Raw genomic sequence first — 21,442 nt, 5'->3', positions numbered from 1 at the left:
CGAACTCTTTCGACTTTGACGGCTACAAGGACGACACTCGGCCATGAGATGGTTGCCGCTTAGGGAAGGTCCCGGCGGTCGCCGATCCGGCAAGTCAGTTTGGAGATCGTCATGGCCCGAGAGACAGTTACAACACCCAGCGCTCGCGACATACGCGGTCCGTGCCCGCTGATCCCCATCGAGGACGAGCCAGCGCCGGAACTCATTGTCGACCAGCCGTTGTCCGATCCTCTGTCGCGCGGCTAGGTGTTCATTCAGTACTGGGCGGAAAACCTTCGTATCGTCCCAGTCTTCGGAAGGGCCGCCCTTCAGGTCTCGCCGCGGATCGGTCACGTTCAAGTAAGGTCGACGATCTGCCCTGGCACTTCGTCGACGCCAGCGGCGAGACTTTGATCATCGTCGGTCTCCGGCGGGGCAGGCATAAGGTTTTCGTCGAACTCGCCGATCCCAGTCATCGTGTCCTCGCGGCGAAGACGGTCAGCTTCGACATACCGGAAGGGTCTAGTCCGAACATCTAGCTCCACGGAGATCGCTCGCGGAACCCGCCAACCACGCACCGCCTGATCCCCTAACAGGCCGCGATCTCCGAAAGCAGGCCCTCGCGATCCCCCACCGCGAGGGCCTGTTCTTTTGCGACCGGTCTGGAGTCGTTGCATCTCATATGCCTGAATCGTGTCCATCGCCAAAACCCCGGCAGGCGTTGGGCGCCTGCCGGGGTTCTATTTTCAAGATATTGGCGGAGGAGTGGTCACGCGGCGTCGCGTTCCACTTTCGGGAAATCGATGTCCGTCTTGAAGACTTCGTTGAGATAGTTGGTGAACGTGTTCGCGGCGACATGCGCGACGATCTCCAGCAGCTCGCCGTCGTCGAATCCTGCTGCCTTTACGTCATCGACGTCCTCAGTCGAGATGCCACCTCGCGCCTCGGCGATCCTCACTGCGAACTTGACTGCGGCGCCGGCTCTCGCCTCAGACGACCCGCCGCGCCTCGCGGCCGCGATCTCCTCGAGGCTAAGCTTGGTGACATGCGTCCCGGTGTAGGTATGAGCGGCAAGACAATATTCGCACCCGTTTTTTTGCGCGATGGCCAACGCGATCCGCTCGCGGATCTTCTTGTCGAGCCTACCTTTACCGAGCGCTCCGTTTAGCGCCACGTAGGCGTCCAGGACCGCAGGACTGTTGGACATCATCCTGAAGACGTTTGGAAGCGAGCCGATCTGCGTCCTGACCGCCTCTAGCGTTGCTTTCGATGCTTCCGGTGCAGCCTCCAGGGTGGCTGGGATTGGAATGCGTGCCATGATTTTCTCCTTCCGTGGGTTGTGCGTTCTAGTGAAGATCGGAGGCAGGTTTGCCATCTGGCTCATTCCGCCGGTGATCGATGACGAGCGGGGGACGCCGAGCCGGGCCATCGGCGGCTGGGCCTGGCCCTCGACGGCTGTCCCGCCATCTGCCAGGAGTCACCGACATAATCCTTCTGAAGACAGTCGTGAAATGCGGCTGGTTTTGAAAACCGGTCTGCAGCGCCACCTGAACGAGGGCGAGATCCGAGAAGGCAAGCAGCCTCATCGCCGCTTGGATACGCATTCTCAGCAGGAACTCGTGCGCGCTCACTGAGGTGGCCGCCTTGAAGGTCGCCGCGAAATGCGCGCGGGAGAAACCGGCCACGTCTGCCAACTCCTCCAGTGTAATGCGCTGGTCCAGACGCGTTTCCGCATAGCGCCGGACGCGATTCAACCTCCACGCCGAAAGAGGATGGACGCGAGGGAGGGACGAGTAACGCTCGAATGCCAGGCGCGCGAACTCTCTCGTCAGTTCCGTCCGTTTCTCTACGGAGCACTCAGTTATCTCGGCAACGAGTTCGGCCAGACGCAAGTCGCGAAGGTTGAACCGTCCGCCAGTGACGGAGCAAGGTCCGCCATGCGGCGTCTTGAGGAACGTCAGGACGTAGAGGCAGGCGTCGGGGTGAAGTTCGACGGTGATAGGGGCCGGCCCTTCGACGAAGGACACGCTCTCCTCGACCATGAGTCCTTGAAACAGAACGCGCCCCCTCTGTTCGAGGCGCAGTTCTGAGTCCTGCGCCGCGACCACGAAAGTCCCGGCCCCCGACCCCAACGACGTCGTGATTGCCGTGTGCCCGTTCTCCCGCGTCAATTTCGAGAGGGAGATGTTGGGATCGGGGACGCGAAAATGTTCGACATGCAGGCAGTCGTCGATGGTTCCGAATGCGTTCCTTATCAGTCTTAAGCTCACCTTTATGGCGATACTGGTCTGCATTTCATGCTCCATTCAGGATGTTGGGTGCAGCGTAGCGCGCCTATTTGTCCTCTGCTGCGCGTTCGATCATCGCCGACACCATGTCCGGATGTGAGATCATCACGACGTGTGACGCGCCTTCGACGGCGATGGTCTTCTTGGCCTTCGCACGTTTGGCCATGTATTGGTGGAGGTCAGCAGGAATGTTGTTGTCGGCCGTCCCGTAGATGAAATGCGACGGCAGCCGCTTCCACGACGGTTCGCCGGACTTCTCATCGAATGTCTCGACCGTAATGGGGCGTTGGGCTGCCGCCATGAGCGACGCTTTCTCCTCCGGCACGTCCGCAGCAAACTGCTTCCAGAACTTACTCTGCTGAATGTACACGTCGTGCTTCCCGTCCGGCTGAAGAACGGGGGTGGAAAGCGTCGGGCCCAAGGTCCCCGTAGGAAATCGCTTGCCTAGTTCGCTTGCGGTTTCTCCCGCGTCGGGAGCAAACCCAGCGACGAAGACCAACGACTTGACGCCCGTACCTTCGGTTTCGACGTCCGTTATGACCGACCCCCCATACGAGTGGCCGACCAAAACAATCGGTCCGTCGATAGATTTAACGACCGCCGTCACGTAGTCAGAATCGAACTTCAGTCCCCGCAGAGGGTTTGCCACGGCGATCACCGGATAGCCGTCCTTCAGAAGCTTCTCCGCGACGCCGTCCCAGCTTGCGGACTCGGCAAACGCGCCGTGGACGAGGACAATGGTCGGCTTGGACGCAGCCTCCGCGCCCGTCGTAAACAGCAGATAGGCCAGGATAGCCGTACTTGTGAGCCACTTGTTCATCGCATTCACCTCGCTTGGTTTTGGAGCCGACATGGCGTCTAACTCATCTGCCCACGAGGTTACTACGGGTCGGATTCCATCGGTGTGAGTTGTCACGATGCATTGTGAGATCCGGTGGGGACGCGCATGAACAGCCGCGTTAATCAGCGCTCCACGCGCGTGCATCTTGAACGCGCTGCAGGGGCAAGCGTGCAGCGTTGTTGCAATGCGAAGCTGTGCAAAAAGGGAGCCGGCCGACAACTGCTGCGGGCTCCCCTTTGCATTTCGCTCCCCGATTGTCCGTCGCGTCAGCGCCCGACCGCGCTGTCCACCGCAGTCAGCAGATCCTGGTGCCGAACCGGCTTCGTCAGGAATTCCACCGCTCCGGCCTTCATCGCGCGCACCGACATCTGGATGTCCGCGTGACCGCTGATGAAGATGATAGGGCAGAACAAACCCGTCTTTAGAAGATCCGCTTGAAAGTCCAGACCATTCCGTCCGGGAAGACAGACGTCGAGGATCAGGCAGTCCGGGCTTTCATCCTTGCCGCGATCTTGGAACGACTGCACGGATTCATACGAGCCAACTCGCAGACCTACCGACCGGAGAAGCGAGGAGATGGCGCGGCGGACGCTTTCGTCGTCTTCGATCAGTGCGACTAGAGGGGTGTGAGGCGTCGCCACCGGGGTCGGGGCGGCCTTCAAAAGCGTCGGCAAGGGTGCGATTTCTATTCCGGGGCTACGGTCGCCGGAGTCTTCTCGGATCAGCATGTAGCCCCGTCTTACGACAGTCTTGATCTTGTCGCCGTCGGGGCCGAGCGCCCGCCTCAGCGACTTCACCTGGAAGCGGAGGTTGCACTCTTCGACGATCATCGAGGGCCAGACCTTGTTTAGGATTTCGTCCTTGCTGACTATGCCGCCGTTCGATTTCAGGAGCACCATGAGTAGGTCAAAGGCGCGGCCGCCGATCTCCTGAGGTCTTCCATCCATCAGGAGCTGCCGGGAATGAGGAATGGCGCAGAAGCGCCCAAATTGGATCGCGCCGTCCATACCGTCTCGTGACTGCTCGCCCGATGATCTGTTCGAATGTTCGTAAGCCGTCTGCCGGCGCGTATCGAACTGGACTTGCATGGCTGTCTCCCCGCCTGCTGCAAATGTTCACTGCACTGCTGTCATGCAGGAAACGTACGCGCGCGTTCGAGGCACGACAATTCGCCTTATGGCCATGCTAGGTCGGAGTAAGTCGTGAAAAACTATACCATCGTCTAGGAATTTCCCTGTCTGGTCGACTCCGGGCGACAGGACTTCACGGGAACTCACGTCGGCTTACCGCAACTTGCTCGTCCTTCAGCTTCATTGAGCGTAGCAATCCAACAGGCGTCCCGAAGAACCTACTCCCGGAGCCGACCGACGAACTAGATGGGTTTGGACCATCGTTAAACACTCAAATCGGAGGATACTATGCAAACCATGATCTTGAGCCGGACAGCGTTGGCGTTCGCATTGGCCTTCTCCGCATCCACGGCCCTGCCCACTATCTCCTATGCCGCGAAGAAGGTTGTTGCTGAAGAAAAGCTCGTCGTTCCCCAGGTCACCTACCATACCGCCGACGTTGACGGGACGAAGGTTTTCTATCGGGAGGCCGGCCCCGCGGACGCGCCGGTCGTGCTCCTGCTGCACGGGTTTCCGACGTCGTCGCACATGTTCAGAAACCTCATCCCGATCCTTGCCGACAAGTATCACGTGATTGCTCCGGACTATCCGGGCTTCGGCCAGAGCGACGCTCCCGACCACAAGCAGTTTGCCTACACGTTCCAGCACTACGCCGACATCGTCGACAGCCTCCTCGGCCAGTTGAACGTCAAGGAATATGCAATGTACGTGATGGACTACGGCGCCCCAGTGGGTTACCGCCTCGCGCTCAAGCATCCTGACCGCGTCTCGGCGTTGATCGTTCAGAACGGCAACGCGTATGAAGAGGGACTGACTGCGTTCTGGGATCCTATCAAGGCGTATTGGAAGGACGATACGCCGGCCAACCGCGAAGCTCTTTCAGTGCTGGTAAAGCCTGAGACTACGAAGTTCCAATATACGGACGGCATGAGCGACCTCGCGCATATCGATCCTGACAACTGGGGACATGACCAGCCGTTGCTTGATCGTCCCGGCAACCGCGACATCCAGTTGGACCTCTTCCGCGACTACGGCACCAACGTCCCTCTCTATCCGGCATTTCAGAAATTTTTTCGAGAGAAGAAGCCGCCGACCCTGATCGTATGGGGCAAGAACGACAAGATCTTCCCCGCCGACGGGGCCTCGCCCTATCTGCGAGACCTGCCGCACGCCGAGATGCATCTTCTCGACACCGGCCACTTCGCTCTCGAGGACAAGCTTCCGGTGATGGCGCCTCTCATTCACGATTTCCTCGATCGAAAACTCGGCCGGAACTAGATCGAGGATACGCCACCACGCATCCTCCCTGCGTGGTGGCGCCCCTCAGCTACGTGATGCCGGAAATGTTAGAGCACGAACCGAAACTCGCCCGCCTTGTCTACGGGGGTGTTTGATAGGAGACTGCGGAACCGCAGCGCTGCGCTGCGCGCGTAAAACGAGCAGGATCAATGGACGCGGACACACACTACTCGAGCGACGTCGCTTTCACTCCCTCCGTGAAAGAGATACAGACCCGAAAAGGGTCGCGACGGTCCTACGCCCGTGTTGAGGAACGCGGTGGATGGGCGACGGCGATCACGCCGGAGCTGAAGGTTTTCGTCGAAAGCCAGATCAGCTTCTTCATGGCGACCGCCAACAAGGACTGCCAGCCTTATATCCAGCATCGAGGCGGACCGCCGGGGTTTCTCAGGGTTGTCAACGATAAGACGATCGCGTTCGTCGACTACGTTGGCAACAGGCAATACATCACACAGGGGAACCTCGCCGACAACGACAAGGCCTATCTGTTTCTGATCGACTATGGCAGCCGGTCCCGCGTCAAAATTTGGGGAACGGCAAGCGTCGTCGAGGGAGACCAGGCGCTAATCAACAATCTAATGCCCAAAGGTTATCAGGCACGACCCGAACAGGTCATCCAGTTCAACGTCGACGCCTGGGACGCGAACTGCCCCCAGCACATCCCGTTAAGGTTCGAGGCGAACGAGGTGCTGAAAGCAATGGAGAGCAGGGACGTCCGGATCAAGGAATTGGAAGCCGAGATCGCAGCGTTGAAAGCTGCCGCGTCCAAAAGGTGAGCTGCGAGGATTGAACATGACGCGTCCGCCGCTCGACCATTTGACATTGCAGTCCGCCAGGCGGAGGACGGCTGGAATTCCCGCGATCCCCACAAGGTGTCGCTTGCCTACAGCGCCGACAGCCACTGGCGGAACCGCGACGAGTTCGTCCACGGTCGCCCGGCCATCGAATCCTTCCTCGCCAGGAAATGGGCGAGGGAGCTCGACTACCGCCTCATAAAAGAGCTGTGGGCTTTCCGTGGAAACCGGATTGCGGTGCGGTTCGCCTACGAATTCCATGTCGATAGCGGTACGTGGTTTCGAGCGTACGGCAACGAAAACTGGGAATTCAACGCCGACGGCCTCATGACCTATCGTCACGCCTCGATCAACGAGCATCCGATCGCGTCCGAGGACCGCGCATTCCATTGGCCGCTCGGCAGAAGGCCCGACGGACATTGGGGCCTTTGTCACTATGGATTCTGAAGACAGCGCGATGCGGCTTCGACCACTCGCTCAACAATTCGCCCGACCGATGGACGCCTGTGGCGGCCAAACCTTAGAGACATGATGTCAGTCTGGTAACCGCCGGAAGGAGTCGGCCGTGGCAGGCTTCAGCTCCGCACGACTACGGCGCTCCGGCTCGAATCGGTCTGCGGGCCGTTCGTAAGTCTAGGTTTCGAGCAGGAGCAGTGCTTCGGCGTGTGCGAGCTGAACAGCCGCATCCATCTCTCCTACACGAGTTTCGATCCCCACCCCCTATCTTGCAGAAGCTTCGGATTGCCCTGTCTCCGATGGCAGACGCTGTAGTGTAAAGCTGAACGTCGTACCCTTTGCAGGTTCGCTATCGACCCAGATCCGACCGTCATGAGCTTCGATGATCGAACGACAGATCGACAGTCCCATGCCAATTCCGGTCGCCTTGGTGGTGAAAAAGGACTCGAACACTCGCTCCGCCGTTTCAGGCGCGAGCCCGACCCCATTGTCAGAGACGCTTATCTGGGTAAACTCGTCGGATCGCCCCTTTGACGCGACGTTGATCGTACGCTTGTCGCCCGTGACGGCCATGGCGTCGGCGCCGTTTATAATCATGTTGATAAGAACCTGCTGAAGCTGCACGCGGTCGCCGCTCACGGCGTCTGCGGTGTCGTCGATATCGATGAGGATTTCCACGCCCCGCTGACGTAGCTCGCTCCTTGTCAATTGAAGGACCTCGTCCATCACGGACCTGAGGCTCAGTCTTTCGATCTTGGGTCGAGCGTTGCGGGCGAGGGTCATGATCCCGCGCAAGACCTCCCCGGCGCGATGTCCGTCCTCGATGACCGATCCGATTGCCTCCACCGCTTCCTTGATGTCCGGATCACTGTTTTGAAGCCAGGCTCGGGAGGCAGCAGCGTTTGTGACGATCGCCATCAGAGGCTGGTTCATTTCGTGGGCAATCGAGACAGCCAGCTCTCCAACGGCCGTCAGGCGCGCCATTCTCGCCAGATCCTCGTGCGATCGCCGCAGAGCTTCCGCGATTTCGTTGCGCTGAGTCATATCGCGGAACACGATTACAGCACCTTTCAGTTCGCCGTCACCATCGATGATGGGCGCTCCCGAGGCCTCGACGACGAGGTTTGAACCCGCCCTCGTGCGAAGCTCGTAATGAATTTCATGGGCGGGATCGACCTCCTGTCGCAGAAGTTCGGAAACCGGATCGACGACGGTTCCCCGTCCCCGGTCAACGAGCCGGAAGACGTCTTCGACGGGGCGTCCTACCGCATCTTCGTGGTTCCAGCCCGTGAGGCGTTCGGCAACGGGATTGATGAAGGTAAGGCGATTTCGGTCGTCGGCGGAGATGACGGCGTCTGCAATGCTCGACAGGGTCGCCGCATAACGTCGCTCGCTTTCCCGAAGTCTGTTCTGAGCAAGTCGGTACTCCGTGACATCCCGCACTGTCCCGACATAATCCGTGACGTGGCCCTTGTCGTCACGGACGATGCGTATGCGACTTTCCGCGATGGTCGTGAGCCCCGTGGGAAGTACGACCCTCAGCTCGTTATCCATCTCTTCGATCGAGGGGTCGAGAGAGTTTTGAACGGGGTCCAGCCCCGGCCTGTCGTGGGGATGCAGTCTTTTGAGCATCGCCTCGAAGGTTGGCGTGTCGTCCGGTTCCAACCCGAAGATGCGTGCGCACTCGGTGGAGCACGAGAACACATCGTCTTCGCAACGCCATGACCAACTTCCCGTGTGGCTTATCTTTTGCGCCTCCGCTAGCGCCTCCGCGGTCTTGGCGATTTCGCGCTGGGCCAGCTTCAGGTCCTCGACATCGGTGTTGACGCCGTACCAGCGGATGATAGTCCCATCTTCGTCGCGTATAGGAACGACACGGATCAGGAACGTACGGCTCGTACCGTCCGCACCAACCATGCGGCTTTCGGCTTGCCCAGGAAGCTCTTTGGATATCGCCTCGATCCAGATCCCCATGACCCTTTCATAGTCGTCGGGATGAAAGATGTTATGATATCCGAACTCCGCGACCTTCTGGTCCTTCAGACCAAAGAACTCAGCAAAAGCCTCATTTACCGCCACGAGGTTTCCATTGGGTTCGCAATGCCAGGCGTGGGCGGGTAGCGTGTCCCAAAATCGCCGACGTTCGAGCTCGGCGATGCGGACCTTCTCACTTTCTTCCTCCAGTTTGAGCGCGAGGTCGCACCTTTCCAGGAGCGCCGCCGCGTACGACGCAAGGAGCTCGAACGCGGTGGTGGCGTCGGTACTGAATGGCGAATGGCCGTGAAGTTTCAAGATCGCCAGGATGGTGTCGCCGACGACGAGCGGGACGAACAGGACGGTCACCGCATCGCCGAGCGTTGCAACGACGGGCATCCGGCTGCTCCGAAGGGACAATAGGGCTGACGTCGGCACGTCCGGAGGCGAAAAGGTATCGGGAAGGAATATCACGTCCGCCTGACTGACGGCATCCGAGCTCAGACATGCTTCGACGAGAGCGGCGGCGATCGTCTCGCGATCTCCGACCGCCGAAAGGGCGCGGAGCCTCCGCAGGCCTGCAATGCTGTCCATGATCGTTCCACCCGAAAATTTCAAGCTTAACGTAGCAGGACGCGAACTATCGGCAATACGGCGGACTTCCTCAAAGTACGATTGCGTGCCGGCTTTCCAAGATGATCCTCGACACGGGTACTCTGGGCGTGAACTCGCAGGCCCGCCCGGTTCGACGAGATCCAGCACTCGATAGCGGACGTCGCCTGTGGCTCCTTCCTCACCAGGGCCGTCGTACGACATAGCAGCTTCCTCATAACGGACTTTTTCGAAAGACCGTCTCCGTTCCCAGAGCTACTCGGGATCCGGAGGGCGACACACCGCCCTCACTCTTAACTGGAGGACGCCGATGCAACTCTATCACAACCCTCGGTCGGGTCACTCGCACAGGGTAAGGCTGCTGCTCTCCTTGCTCGAAGTGCCTGTGGAATTGGTGCTGGTCGATTTTGCAAAAGCCGAGCAGAAGTCCTCGGAGTTTCTGAAGTTGAACTCGTTCGGCCAGGTTCCAGTACTCGTCGACGACGGAGCCGTTGTTTCGGACTCGAACGCCATCCTCGTCTACCTCGCGATGAAGTATCGCAGGGACGACTGGCTCCCCGGAGATCCACTCGGGGCCGCGCAGGTTCAGAAATGGTTTTCGATCGCCGCCGGGGAAGTGGCCTACGGTCCCGCTGCTGCGCGGCGTGTCAGCCTGTTCGGCAGGAAGCAGGTCCCCGAGGACGTGCTGGGCCGATCCTATCGACTGCTGAAGTTGCTGGACTCCGAGCTCAAGCAAGCGGACTGGCTCGTTGCAGGGCGTCCCACGCTGGCAGACCTATCGCTCTATGGATATGTCGCCCGCGCGCCGGAAGGCGGCATCGACCTGATCGAATTCCCCTATGTCGAGGCATGGCTCGGAAGGATCGAAATGCTTCCTGGGTTCGTGCCGTTCGAAAAGGCGACCGTCGGCCTCAAAGCGACCGCCGCTTAGGCCTCCTGGCATGGAATGCTGTCAATGCACGCCGAGGAGCTGAACTCCGACATCCTGGCGCTCGTCGATCCTGAGCATCGGCGCCCTTCCGACAAACCTCACGGAATCTCACTGGACATTGCTTTTCTTCGGGCACAAGGTCGCGAATATTTCGCCGGAAGGAGCGGGCACGACGGGTCCGTTGAGTTTCCGGCGTCTTGGGGGCCTGGAGCGTCGAATGATCGAGACGGACAACGACCTGCGCGACCTGATAGGTGCATCGCAGGCCCTGTCGCAGGAAATGGTACTCGATCGTCTGGTCGAAAAACTGACACTGACGGCCATGCAGCACGCAGGAGCGTGCCGTGCCGGCCTGCTGTTGCTGCGGGCCGGGCAGATGCAGCCGGTCGCCAAGGGTGAGGTTTCCGCCGGTCAGGTTCTTTATCTTGAAGACGGTACTCTCTCCGAGTTGCCTACCGCCGTGCTGACGCGGGTCGCGGAAACCAGACAGAGAACGGTGCTTGATCTTCAGCCGGACCGGACATCGCTAGGAATTACGTCCTCCGTAACGGCGAGGGCCGCGATCTGTTTGCCACTCGTCGCACAGAAGCGGCTGGTGGGCTTGATTTACCTCGAGTCCGAGAAGCAGCCTGCGTGGTTTACGGAACAAAGGCTATTGCTTCTCGATCTGCTTGCCTCGCAAGGCGCGATCGCGATCGAAAACGCGGTCTTGTTTGAGAGCTTGCAGCGGGCGGAGCAGGAGGCGCGTCAGGCACGCGACGAGCTGCAGCAGGAGTTCGATCTCACTCCGGTTCAGGTGTGGCGCACTGATGCGAACGGCGTCTTCGAGGCAGCGAACAAGGAGTGGTGGGACTATACTGGCTACACGACGTTCGAAGAGGCCTTGAACCATCAGGAGACATGCCACCCGGACGATCGCGAGAAGGTTTTTGGGCTGTTCGCGCGGCTGCGCGACGCCGGCGTCCCTGGACAAGTCGAATGTAGGATGCGTCGGTTCGACGGCGTCTATCATCACGTCCTCGCTCGGGCTGCGCCGCTGCGGGACGAGGACGGCAACGTCATCAGATGGCATGGCACGACCGTGGACATCGAAGAGATCAAGCGGGCCGAACAGGCGCAGGCCGCTCTCTCCCGCGTGGGGCGGTTGACCGCGCTGGGCGAGCTCGCGGTTTCGATCGCGCACGAGGTCAACCAGCCGCTGATGGCAATCGTTACCAACGCCGCCGGGTGCCTCCGCTGGCTCGAAGGCTCACCGCCCGATATCGCCGAGGCGCGTGAAGCCGCGGAGCGCATCATTAATGATGGACATCGGGCCGGCGAGGTCATCGCCAGCATACGCTCGATGGCCAAGAAGGCGCCGCCTAAGTTCGTTGAGATCGACGTCAACGAAGTGATCAAGGAAGTGCTCGCCATCGCGGCTAACGAGCTCGACCGACACGAAATATCCCTCCGGAAGTCATTTGCAGAGGAGGGGTGTCTCGCGAGCTGCGACCATGTGCAAGTCCAGCAGGTGATCCTTAATCTTATCATGAACGGTATCGAGGCGATGGACGCGGAGAGCTCTCCTCGCATCCTCTCCGTTTCAACGGAGCGCATCGAAGAGGGACGCATTGAAGTCGCCGTCTCGGACAACGGAAAGGGCCTTGCAACGGAGGAGGCCGACCGTGTGTTCGACGCTTTCTTCACCACGAAGGTGAATGGCATAGGCATGGGCCTGGCGATCTGCCGGTCCATCGTTGAAAATCACGGCGGTCGAATAACGGCGTCGCCAAACGCCCCTCGCGGATGTACCTTCCGCTTTCAGCTACCCGGCCTGTCCACGCCTCGGAACTGACGTGACGGGTATTGCCACAGGAACATCAGCTTCCAAGGTGCCGTTGGAAGAATTCGGCGCCTCTTCCGATGGCCGTCCTGGATTCCGGCGTGTCGCCGAGAATGCCCGCGAACGTGTGCGGCATGCCTTCATAAATATCAAGGACAGCTTCGTGTCCCGCGCCTCGGATGCCTTGATACAGCCTCACAAAATCGCTGAACAGCAATTCGCGAGTGCCACCTTGGATGAGCGTCGGCGGATAGGCGCCCCCGAAGTCGCCATACACCGCTGCTCGGTTGGATCGGCGTAGGCCTCGGCGCATGCCGCCATCAGTTCGGCGGTTAGCGCGGGATCCCAGTCCTGCAGCGTATCGCGGCTGTCTCCGGCGCCGCTGAGATCAGCCCACGGCGAAAGAAGCCAAAGAGCGCCGGGTAGGGGCAATCCTTGCTCGCGCATCAGGACGCTGCCGGCCGCAAGCCCGCCGCCCGCCGACTCGCCCAGCAGACCGACGGATGAAGGCTCAGTCCCGCCAACGATCAGTGCCTGGCAGACGGCAAGGACCTCGTTCGTCACGGTCCGCCAACGTGCCGCGGGCGCGCGGGTGAAGTCGACCGACACGACCTCAGCGCCAGTGGCCTTCGCGACACGCGCCGGCGTGCCCACCGTGCTCGCAGCCGACAGGAACACGTGGGAGCCGCCGTGCAGATAGACGAGGGTACGTCCACCTGGCTTGTAGCCCTCCGGATACAGACGCAAGACCGGCACGCCGCCAAGTTCGCCGCGCTGGATCAGGGTCCCAAGCTCCTCGGCGAGCCGCGCGTTCGGCGCGCCAAACACGGTCTCCATTTCTTCGTGAAGTCGCTGGAATTCGAAAGCCGACCGAGGCGTCGCAATTGGCGGGAGATCTCGCCCGGCATCGTAGATCGTTCTGAGAACCGCAGCGGCCTCGGGAGAAACCGTTGCAGGCACGGAGAACCTCGTCATCTCCGAAACGTGCTGTCGAGACTTGGCCATGCCACCTCCCTGGATCATGTCCGGGATAACCCAGTTTGGATCCGGCGTCTGCATGCGTTTGCGCTCTTTCACGACAACTCACAGGCTCTCATCCAAACTCCTTGGTGCTCGACAGGCAACGGGCATAGCCTCCTCCGACATCAGTTGGGAACAACGTGAGAGTTTCATGGAAAGGCGATCCGCTTGCTTGGTACCCCCCTGATGGGCGATGGCTTTCTAAAAGTGGACAGGCATAGTCCGAGAGCGTGAACAAAGGAGACCCTTATGACTTCCGAGAAAACGACGCTTCCACGGGGCGTTCCCGCAGACGGCTTTCACAAGTTGAAGCACGGAAGCTTCGACGTCTCCGTATTGAGCGACGGCTTTATAACGCTCCCATCAAGCATACTAATGCCGGATGCCGACGCCGAGGAGGTGGAGCGTGTCCTCGGGCTCCTGGGTGGAACGCACGACAGTTCCGCGCTTCAGACGAACATACCTCTTGTCAGACACGGGGATGACCTCATCCTTGTCGATAGCGGGGCGGGGACGAACTTCCAGCCGACCGATGGAAAGTTAGCGGCCAACCTCGCATCGATAGGCGTTGACCCGGCGTCGATTACGAAGGTAGTCTTCACCCATGCGCATCCGGATCATTCAGGGGGAACCACATTGCCCGACGGCTCCCTGCTGTTTCCGAACGCCCAGTACTACGTCAGCGAAGCCGAGTGGTCGTTCTGGACGGACCCGAGCTACGAGACGTCCATACCGGAAGCGCTGCACGCCTTTGCCCGTGGGTCGCAGCGCGACCTGTTCGCCGTGAGGGACAGGCTGACGCTCGTCAAGCCGGGAGATGAGATCGTGTCAGGGATGAATGTCGTAAGCACACGCGGCCACACTCCAGGCCACATCTCGCTGGAGCTGGCAGGTAACGGAAACTTGCTGATAGCGGGCGACGTCATCCCGAACGAAATTGTCTCTTTCGGCAATACAAAATGGCACTTCGGCTTCGACACCGAACAGGAAATTGCTCTCGCGAGCCGTGCGGCACTGTTGGACAAGGCAGCGAACGAGAAACTTCGTATCCTTGGCTATCACTGGAGCTATCCCGGCGTCGGTTACGTCGAGCGCGACGGCACGGGATACCGGTTCGTCGCGGGATGAACGCGAAATTGCGAGCCGCGTATTTGAGCTTGTGGCACTTGCTCCATAACGCTGGAATATTGCGTGCAACGAGGATGAGAAGCGGGGATTTCTGGCGCTCAACTTACTTGGTCTCGCGGCGTATGCAATTACCGATACAGTGGTCCGTAGTCTTTGCGTCCTCTATGGCGCGCAGAAATGGCCAGATACTTTGCCAACGAGCTAGACTTTTTTCTCGGTGCTGAGAAACAACGGGTCGTTGGTTCGAACTGGATCAAGGCGAGTGAGTTTGACAGCAAAGGGCCGCTTGTAACGTAGGTGGCGAAAATCGCCTGGCGCGTAGTTCGGCTAACACGAGAGGCCTGGGTCCTGCTTCAGCTGTTCTAGGAGCCCTTTCCGAACGAGATCACGCATTTTGCTGAATTCCTCGGCGGGCGTCGTGCCTTGGAACAAGCAGGCAGACGGGCACGATCAACACAGCAATCAACAGCATCACCACGAATGTGGAATGCAGCGCGTGCTGCAAGGCAAGCCGAATTGCTTCTCTTTCAGCCATGATTGCGCCAGTTCCATTCAGGAGACCTCGCAGTTGCTCCGGCGTTATCGGCTGGCCATTGGTGGAGTGTGCAAGGCCATATGTCATTACCGCGCCGAGCACTGCCGCGCCTAGCGTGCTTCCAAGGTTGCGGGAAAAGACGTTTGAAGCAGTGGCACTGCCGCGCTCAGACCAACTCACGCTATCCTGGGTGAGAATCAAGGCGCTGATATTGAGCAATCCCATACCAAAGCCCATGACAAGCGAACCCGCACCAGCCAATAACGCCGAACTCGAGGAAGTAAGCAGGACGAGCAAGCACGTGCCGGCAGGAATGCAGATACTGCCGGTGATCATGATCGGTCGCAAGCCAAAGCGTGCAAACGTGCGTGATGCGATTGTCGCACCGCATGGCCAGCCTAGGAGCAGCATTGTCAATGCAAAACCTGCCACGAGCGGTGAGCGGTTGAGAACAGTCTGGACGTAAATCGGCAAGAAAGTCGTTAACCCCATAATCGACATGCTCGCGAAAAACACAGCCAAATTCGCAAATGCTATCGGCCGCGTCAGCCATAGGTCCGGCGCGACCATCGGCGCTTCTGCGCGGCGCTCCTGCCAGATGAAAGCAGCAAGAGCGATGACAAAGACGGTAAGGGCTACGATTGCATAACCGGACACTGTCGTCTCCATTTCCGTCAACGCAATCATCAGGGCAGATATGGAGATGGCGAACAGTCCGGCTCCGAGGATGTCGATCGATACAACCCGGGTGCTCTTTTCTTCATGCAAAAAGAACATGAATGCAAAGGCTGCAAAAATTCCGACCGGTACGTTGATCCAGAAAACCCATGCCCATGGGAGATTATGGATGATGAGGCTGCCGAGAAGCGGCCCAACAACGGCAGACAGCGCCCAGACACTAGCTAGATAGCCTTGGACCTTGCCTCTCTGATTGCCGGGAAAGAGATCGGCAACAACCGTCATGGTGACAGGTTGAATTGCCCCCGCTCCGATCCCTTGCAGGAGACGGAAGGCGATCATCGACGGCATCGACCATGCGAACCCTGCGAGTACCGAGGCAAACAGAAACAGTGCGATGCCGATAAGGATCATCGGTTTGCGACCATAAATATCCGCGAGCTTACCAAAAAAGACGGTCGTCGCTGTTTGGGTCAGCAGGAAAGACGAAAAAACCCAGGAATAGAGATTGATCTGTCGAAGTTGGGCAGCAATCTGCGGCATTGCCGTGGAAACGATCGTTGCCTCGATAGCGATCATCGCCATGCTTGCCATGACCGCGACAACAACAAGCCCGCGATGGGAACTTTTCTCTGACATGGATGAGCTTTCAGACTGACGGAGGGCCTTGCGCGAATTCGACGCCGATGGCGGGGCGGTTGAATACCTACTATCCAGGTGAATTCCGTCAAGCGGATTGTCGACTGTTTTTCAAGCGTATCAGTTCCAAACTGGCTGGACCATCTAAGCTTGGCGGGGCGACGTTTTATTGTGGAAGTCGTGACGGTGCTCCCAGCTCTAGGCGCGCAGGCAACACAGATTGTCAGGATCGATCGCTGCCGCCGGTCCTTGGACAAATTGTCTCGATCACCTGTGAGACTACACCAAAAGTAACGTGATTATCGCTTGGGTTTTCTGCCGGACCTTATTGGATGCGGGCGCAAAGAGGTCGCATCTACCTCGACGAAGAATTCCGAAACATTGACGCCAAGAACACCTGCCATTGCGTCTAAGGCGGAAACGGTAACGTTCTCCATGCCCCGCTCGATACGCCCCACATAGGAGCGGTCGATGTCTGCCTCAAGCGCCAGCGTTTTCTGGGAAAAGCCGGCTTCCCCCCGCGAAGCCTCCGGCCGTGCAGTTGTTTGTCCGTTTCACACGACGGGTCGAACTGACCGTTGCGGGTGAAACCTTCTATGGAAAGTCGGTGCGAATCCTGAGCGATATCGATATGGGTGCGCAGGCAACGGGCGCCGCCGCCGGCAAGACAGTGCGCAAAATCAGGATCGGTACGATCTATCCGGCAACGATCGGTGTACTGCCGGCATTCCTGTCGAAAATTGCCCGCAAGTATCCGGACATCCAGCTCTAGATCCAGAGTGGCTCGACCAACGACATCATCCGTAGCCTGGAATCCAGGATGAGATTTCCACTGCTTAATTAGGGGAAAGCGTTTGCGCCAAAATTGCAACGAGCACGCTCGCCGCAATTTCAATCCGCAAGACACAAAGCCAAAATCGACCCCGCAAGTTTTTCAATACAATTCGCTAATAGCGATCACTCAATAGCAGCGACATGGATTGGCTTTAAGGAAACGTCTGAGAGCGGATCGGGTCGTCGCGTTGGGCGACGTCTCGTTCGTTTGGTAGATGCAGTAACGCGATACCAATCACGACCAAGGCGATTCCGACAAGATTGCTTGCCGAATAGGCTTCCCCAAGGAATAGGATCGCGATTGCCAGCGACAACAATAGTTCGCAGCCGAGGATAAACGTTATGGCATAGCCGAGTTGGGCTTGCTTTAGTGCCTCAACCTCGAAATAGGCGCCTGCAGCAAAAGTGATGGTAATTGCTGGGTAGAGCACATAAAACGGCGTGCCCCCCATCGTTTTCATAACCAGATTCGCGAGCATGAAGCAAAAGCCTGCCCCGGTGATGAGTGCGACAGAGATCAGGGTATCCATGAAACGCTCCCTTCCCAAAGCATGCTAGCTTGGCGGTTCGGAAGTTCGCCACGAGGCCGAGCTACTGCCGTCGCCTTGCAGTGGACGGAATCTCCAAATAGCCTCGTTGAGACGATTCGGTGCGCTGCAGAAAGTGCCTTGGGCATTAGAACTCGCGCTACGGAACCGCCACGCGCCATCGCTGCCCTCAGGTGGCTTCGAGAACCATGTTGAGTGGAGTCGCAGCCGCCCGCCGAACATGTGTGAAGCCACCTGACCGGATCACCTCTGCCAGCCGCTTCTCACCCGCCTGGGCACCAAGCGCGAGCCCGGTCTCTTGCGCCAGAGACGTGGGAACGCAGATCATCGTGGAGGCAGAGTAGTAAAGTCGCCCGATGGGATTAATGTTGTCTTCCAGCTTATCCCCGGCCATCGGCTCAACCACCATCCACGTGCCGTCGGCCTTCAGCGCCTTGCGTATATGCGTTGCCGCTGCCTGGGGGTCGCCCATGTCGTGCAGGCAGTCGAAGCAGGTAATAAGATCGAAGTCGCGCCCGCCGAAGTTTTGGGCCCGGCCCACTTCGAAATGCAGGTTCATCAACCCATGCGATCGGGCATGCGCGGTCGCAGCAGCGATCGAACCCGCATGAAAATCGTAGCCTGTGAATTGGGAGTTGGGGAAGGCTTGGGCCATCAGGATCGTCGACAGTCCGTGCCCGCATCCCACGTCGGCGACATTCGCCCCGGCCCTCAGTTTGTCGACGACGCCGTCCATCGCCGGAAGCCAATCCTGCACGAGGGCATTGACATAGCCCGGCCGGAACAGCCGTGCCACGGCGCAGAACATGCATCCGGCCTGCTCGCTCCAGGCAACGCCTCGCCCGGTCTTAAAGGCTGACTGCACCTTCGGCTGGTTTTCGACCATCGCAGCAGCGGTATCGAACGCGCCGATCAGGTTGACGGGGCTATCGGGTTCAGCAAACACGAATGCCTGCTCGGCAGTCAGTGAGAACCGCCCCTCCGCGTAATGCACGTAACCCGAGGCCACTTGGGCCGACAGCCACTCACGCATATAGCGAGGCGAGCATCCCGCTGCATCGGCAAGCTTCTCCGATGTCGCCGGTCCGATCTCCTTGAGGGTCTTGTAGAGATCGAGGGCATCGCCGATCCGCACCAGCGGCACGCTGACTGCCCCACCCAGGTCGCCAAGCACGCGGCCCACGAGTTCATTGAGAGCGCCTTCGTTGAGTTCAGTCATGTGGATTCCTCCGGTTTCCCGACGGCGTCCTGCCGCCCACAACCGGAGCATGGGCGCCATCCGGGTGGATGGCATGAGGCGTAAGTCCCGTGCTGGTGAGGAAATCTGTTCACATGGGGGACAGATGTCCCGCTCCGCCACCTGAAGAAAGACGTCCGGCCGTGGCGCCCCCTATCTGGACAGCGCAATGACGATAGCTTGCGATCGGCTGCGAACGCGAAGCTTGCCAAAGATGATCGACAGTTGGTTGCGTACCGTCTTCACGCTCTTGCCGACACGCTCGGCGATCGTACGGTTGTCGAGCCCCTCCGCCACCAGGTCGAGCAGTGTCGCCTCGGCTTGTGTCAAACCCGCCTCGCTGACCGCACGTGGACGCGTGGGCTTATCCTGCCCAAGGAAGGCAGCCAGTTCGGCCTGAAAAACCATCCAGGCGGGTTCGTCCGGCAGCAATACGTGGTTCTTGCTCTCAAGCGGTACGAAGCGTACTCCTGGAACCGCGGCTGCGAGCTTGCAGCCCTGTTCGAACGGGACGCGCATGTCGCCACGGCTATGCGCGATCAAGGTCGGGACGCGTAGCTTCGCCGCGACGTCCAGCACATCGATCCCCTGCATGTTCCAAAGCAGTTGCGCAGCAACATCGCCTGTTGCCGTCTGTCGCTCGAGCTCGCCCCACCAGCGATGCTGTTCAGGCGTCCCGTCCGGGATGAAAAGATTGGTGAAGAACTGCGCGAACGCCGGATTGTCGCGTCCCCAGCCAACACGAATGAAATTGACAAGGGTCTCGGCTTCCAGCAGCTCCCCGTCCGTTTGTGCCCTGGTCCGGGCCCCTTGGCCGTAGGCATTCAGCAGTACCAAGTGCGATACCCGCTCGGGATGCCTTGCGGCATAGGCGATGGCAAGAGCGCCGCCCTGCGACAGGCCGAGGAGGACGAACTGAGGCTCCCCGATCGATGCTGCCACGGCGTCGAGGTCACTGTGCCAAGCGTCAACCGAGAGGTCCGCGACATACCGATCGGACAGGCCGCAGCCACGCGGATCGTAGCGTACGAACTGGTTGCCGGCCGAAAGCGCATGGACCCACGGTCGCCATACCGGGCTCTGGAGATCGTAGTCGACATGGCTGAGCCAGTGCGCAGCCCGCAGGATCACAGGTCCCTTTCCGCAGGACGCAACGGCGATCCGGGTGCCATCTGCCGAATGGCAGAAACCTATGGTCTGGGTAAGTCTCATGGCGTGAGAATATCGCAGCGGATAGTTCCATAACAGGATTTTCTTACCCGCCATGGGCCGCAGCCGTCAGTGGCACTCCGTGTGGTTTGTAAGGTATGACCGGGCCAGTAGGACGGCAGAAGACCTCAGCGGTAAGAGCTTCGATGTCAGCTGTTCCTGTTGAGTGTCGCCGGTGCGGACAGTTCGAACTCAGCCCCGCACCTGTCAGCAGCCGAGAGCGGAGATTATTTCCGCTTCGCGCCCTTATTCCAGCCTTCCACGCTACCCGTTGCGAATCCTTAGAGCAGCCAGTCTGGTGTGCGGGCGTTACGCACCCGGCGGGAGTTACCGAGGAAAAACGTGCGGCTGGTTATTACTGCCACCACAAGCTAAGTTTCAATTCAAGCTAGGCGCCGCGTGATGTCGGCGACAACCGATGCTTCGTGAGAGTACAAATGGGCAGGCCGAATTATCAGGACATCGCTGCGCTGGCCGGGGTAGGCACGGCAACAGTCGAACGGGTTTTAAATGGAAGAGGCGGTGTCCGATCGGAGCTTATTGAAAAGGTCACGCTGGCCGCGCGGGCGTTGAATTACCCACGGATCATCCCTGACGCCTACCACAAGATGTTGCGCATCGAGGTGCTCATGGTGCGTCCGGAGACGACGTTCTATCGGCGCCTGTCCCATGCATTCGAGGCGATTGCAGCAACGCTCGATCCTTTCGTACTCGTGCATCGAAGCTTTACAGACGAGATGAACCCTGAGGAGATTGCGAAACGAATCCTCTCCGTCGATAGCTCGCGTGCCGGCCTCATCCTTGCGGTACCGAATAGTCTCCAGGTCAGCGCCGCTGTGGAAGCGGTTGCAGAACGTGGTGTTCCGATCGTGCACGTGGTGACAAGAGCGTCGGAGACGATCGGAGAATTTGTCGGGATCGACAACTATGCAGCGGGACGAACGGCTGGGTATTTCATAACTCGGATGGCACGGCAGTCGGGGCCGGTCATCGGACTTTGCCACCCGATTTATCAGGTCCATCGGGAACGTATGCGGGGGTTCTCTGATTACTTTCGCGAGTATCCTACTGGCGTTAGCTTCGAGTGGATCGGTTTCAGCAGGGACGAAGAGCGGTACGGCAAAGAGTCGCTGTCTTATGCCCTCAAACAGTATCCAGATTTGGTCGGGATCTATAACGCGGGCGGCGCCAATTCTGCTCTGATTGACGTATTGGGACGAAATCAGCGCGGCCGCGACATACTCTTCGTCGCCCACGAATTAACGGACTATACTCGCTCCGCCCTCCGCAATGGGCTCGTTGACGTCGTTCTTGATCAAGCACCTGAAGCCCAGGCTCAACGTGCGCTTGACTGGATACTCTTCCGAATTGGCCTGACGAAGATCCACCCGGACGAAAAACCGATCCGCTTCATCACCATCACGGCCGAAGGGCTTTGATCTAATCTGATCAACGAAGTCTTCGGCGTTTGGCCCTCCTGCTGCTAAT

General features: G+C 59.2%; 16 protein-coding genes and 4 pseudogenes. 9 read left to right on the top strand and 11 right to left on the bottom strand.

Going from position 1 to position 21,442, the window contains the following annotated elements:
• Nucleotides 1-111: 111 nt before the first annotated feature.
• Nucleotides 112-518 (top strand): annotated as a pseudogene (locus tag ACP7E6_RS14560) (DUF6130 family protein).
• A 230-nt stretch (nt 519-748) separates the two neighbouring features.
• Here the strand turns inward: ACP7E6_RS14560 and ACP7E6_RS14555 are convergent.
• The 4 genes from ACP7E6_RS14555 to ACP7E6_RS14540 form a co-directional block, all read right to left on the bottom strand.
• A complete protein-coding gene (locus ACP7E6_RS14555) occupies nt 749-1,297 on the bottom strand; it encodes a carboxymuconolactone decarboxylase family protein (RefSeq protein ID WP_426230437.1) in 549 nt (182 codons plus the stop codon).
• A gap of 28 nt (nt 1,298-1,325) precedes the next feature.
• Nucleotides 1,326-2,273 carry a helix-turn-helix domain-containing protein gene (locus ACP7E6_RS14550; protein ID WP_426230436.1) on the bottom strand — a complete coding sequence of 316 codons (948 nt, stop codon included), beginning with the start codon at nt 2,271-2,273 and terminating at the stop codon, nt 1,326-1,328.
• Between the two features lie 40 nt (nt 2,274-2,313).
• Nucleotides 2,314-3,087 carry an alpha/beta fold hydrolase gene (locus ACP7E6_RS14545; RefSeq protein WP_426230435.1) on the bottom strand — a complete coding sequence of 258 codons (774 nt, stop codon included), beginning with the start codon at nt 3,085-3,087 and terminating at the stop codon, nt 2,314-2,316.
• A 287-nt stretch (nt 3,088-3,374) separates the two neighbouring features.
• Nucleotides 3,375-4,196 (bottom strand): response regulator, encoded by an 822-nt coding sequence (locus ACP7E6_RS14540; RefSeq protein WP_426230434.1) that lies wholly within the window; start codon nt 4,194-4,196, stop codon nt 3,375-3,377.
• 330 nt (nt 4,197-4,526) lie between these two features.
• Here ACP7E6_RS14540 and ACP7E6_RS14535 point away from each other — a divergent pair, with 330 nt between their 5' ends.
• The 3 genes and pseudogenes from ACP7E6_RS14535 (at nt 4,527) to ACP7E6_RS14525 (ending at nt 6,778) form a co-directional block, all read left to right on the top strand.
• On the top strand, nt 4,527-5,516 hold the full coding sequence (locus ACP7E6_RS14535; protein ID WP_426230433.1) for an alpha/beta fold hydrolase: 990 nt from the start codon (nt 4,527-4,529) through the stop codon (nt 5,514-5,516).
• A 170-nt stretch (nt 5,517-5,686) separates the two neighbouring features.
• The gene (locus ACP7E6_RS14530) at nt 5,687-6,313 is read left to right on the top strand and encodes a pyridoxamine 5'-phosphate oxidase family protein (RefSeq protein WP_426230432.1); all 627 of its coding nucleotides are present in this window, start codon (nt 5,687-5,689) and stop codon (nt 6,311-6,313) included.
• A gap of 16 nt (nt 6,314-6,329) precedes the next feature.
• Nucleotides 6,330-6,778 (top strand): annotated as a pseudogene (locus ACP7E6_RS14525) (DUF1348 family protein).
• 273 nt (nt 6,779-7,051) lie between these two features.
• Here the strand turns inward: ACP7E6_RS14525 and ACP7E6_RS14520 are convergent.
• Entirely contained in the window at nt 7,052-9,355 is a 2,304-nt protein-coding gene (locus ACP7E6_RS14520; protein ID WP_426230431.1) for a PAS domain S-box protein, read from the bottom strand.
• Nucleotides 9,356-9,683: 328 nt separating this feature from the next.
• Here ACP7E6_RS14520 and ACP7E6_RS14515 point away from each other — a divergent pair, with 328 nt between their 5' ends.
• A complete protein-coding gene (locus ACP7E6_RS14515; protein WP_426230430.1) occupies nt 9,684-10,304 on the top strand; it encodes a glutathione S-transferase family protein in 621 nt (206 codons plus the stop codon).
• Nucleotides 10,305-10,521: 217 nt separating this feature from the next.
• Nucleotides 10,522-12,138: a GAF domain-containing sensor histidine kinase gene (locus tag ACP7E6_RS14510; protein ID WP_426230429.1), complete on the top strand. Its 1,617-nt coding sequence runs from the start codon at nt 10,522-10,524 to the stop codon at nt 12,136-12,138.
• Nucleotides 12,139-12,321: 183 nt separating this feature from the next.
• On the opposite strand, the gene ACP7E6_RS14505 is transcribed toward ACP7E6_RS14510, so the two are convergent.
• On the bottom strand, nt 12,322-13,203 hold the full coding sequence (locus ACP7E6_RS14505) for an alpha/beta hydrolase fold domain-containing protein (protein ID WP_426230428.1): 882 nt from the start codon (nt 13,201-13,203) through the stop codon (nt 12,322-12,324).
• A 192-nt stretch (nt 13,204-13,395) separates the two neighbouring features.
• Here ACP7E6_RS14505 and ACP7E6_RS14500 point away from each other — a divergent pair, with 192 nt between their 5' ends.
• Nucleotides 13,396-14,274 carry an MBL fold metallo-hydrolase gene (locus tag ACP7E6_RS14500; protein WP_426230427.1) on the top strand — a complete coding sequence of 293 codons (879 nt, stop codon included), beginning with the start codon at nt 13,396-13,398 and terminating at the stop codon, nt 14,272-14,274.
• 385 nt (nt 14,275-14,659) lie between these two features.
• On the opposite strand, the gene ACP7E6_RS14495 is transcribed toward ACP7E6_RS14500, so the two are convergent.
• Entirely contained in the window at nt 14,660-16,126 is a 1,467-nt protein-coding gene (locus ACP7E6_RS14495; protein ID WP_426230426.1) for an MFS transporter, read from the bottom strand.
• A 299-nt stretch (nt 16,127-16,425) separates the two neighbouring features.
• A pseudogene (locus tag ACP7E6_RS14490) lies at nt 16,426-16,641 on the bottom strand (helix-turn-helix domain-containing protein); the annotation flags it as partial.
• Between the two features lie 20 nt (nt 16,642-16,661).
• On the opposite strand from ACP7E6_RS14490, the pseudogene ACP7E6_RS14485 reads away from it, so the two are divergent.
• Nucleotides 16,662-16,895, top strand: a pseudogene (locus tag ACP7E6_RS14485) (LysR family transcriptional regulator); the annotation flags it as partial.
• A gap of 217 nt (nt 16,896-17,112) precedes the next feature.
• On the opposite strand, the gene ACP7E6_RS14480 reads toward ACP7E6_RS14485, so the two are convergent.
• From ACP7E6_RS14480 to ACP7E6_RS14470, 3 genes are all read right to left on the bottom strand, one after another.
• Complete coding sequence (locus tag ACP7E6_RS14480) at nt 17,113-17,490, bottom strand: hypothetical protein (protein ID WP_426230425.1); 378 nt, start codon at nt 17,488-17,490, stop codon at nt 17,113-17,115.
• A gap of 187 nt (nt 17,491-17,677) precedes the next feature.
• Nucleotides 17,678-18,727, bottom strand: coding sequence for a class I SAM-dependent methyltransferase (locus tag ACP7E6_RS14475; RefSeq protein WP_426230424.1), 1,050 nt, complete (start codon nt 18,725-18,727; stop codon nt 17,678-17,680).
• A gap of 171 nt (nt 18,728-18,898) precedes the next feature.
• A complete protein-coding gene (locus ACP7E6_RS14470; protein ID WP_426230755.1) occupies nt 18,899-19,957 on the bottom strand; it encodes an alpha/beta fold hydrolase in 1,059 nt (352 codons plus the stop codon).
• A 434-nt stretch (nt 19,958-20,391) separates the two neighbouring features.
• On the opposite strand from ACP7E6_RS14470, the gene ACP7E6_RS14465 reads away from it, so the two are divergent.
• Complete coding sequence (locus ACP7E6_RS14465; protein WP_426230423.1) at nt 20,392-21,393, top strand: LacI family DNA-binding transcriptional regulator; 1,002 nt, start codon at nt 20,392-20,394, stop codon at nt 21,391-21,393.
• The last annotated feature ends 49 nt before the right edge of the window (nt 21,394-21,442 follow it).

It is taken from the genome of Pararhizobium sp. DWP3-4, from assembly GCF_049898205.1.
Lineage (GTDB): Bacteria > Pseudomonadota > Alphaproteobacteria > Rhizobiales > Rhizobiaceae > Pararhizobium.
This window is presented reverse-complemented; position numbering and strand designations above follow the sequence as displayed.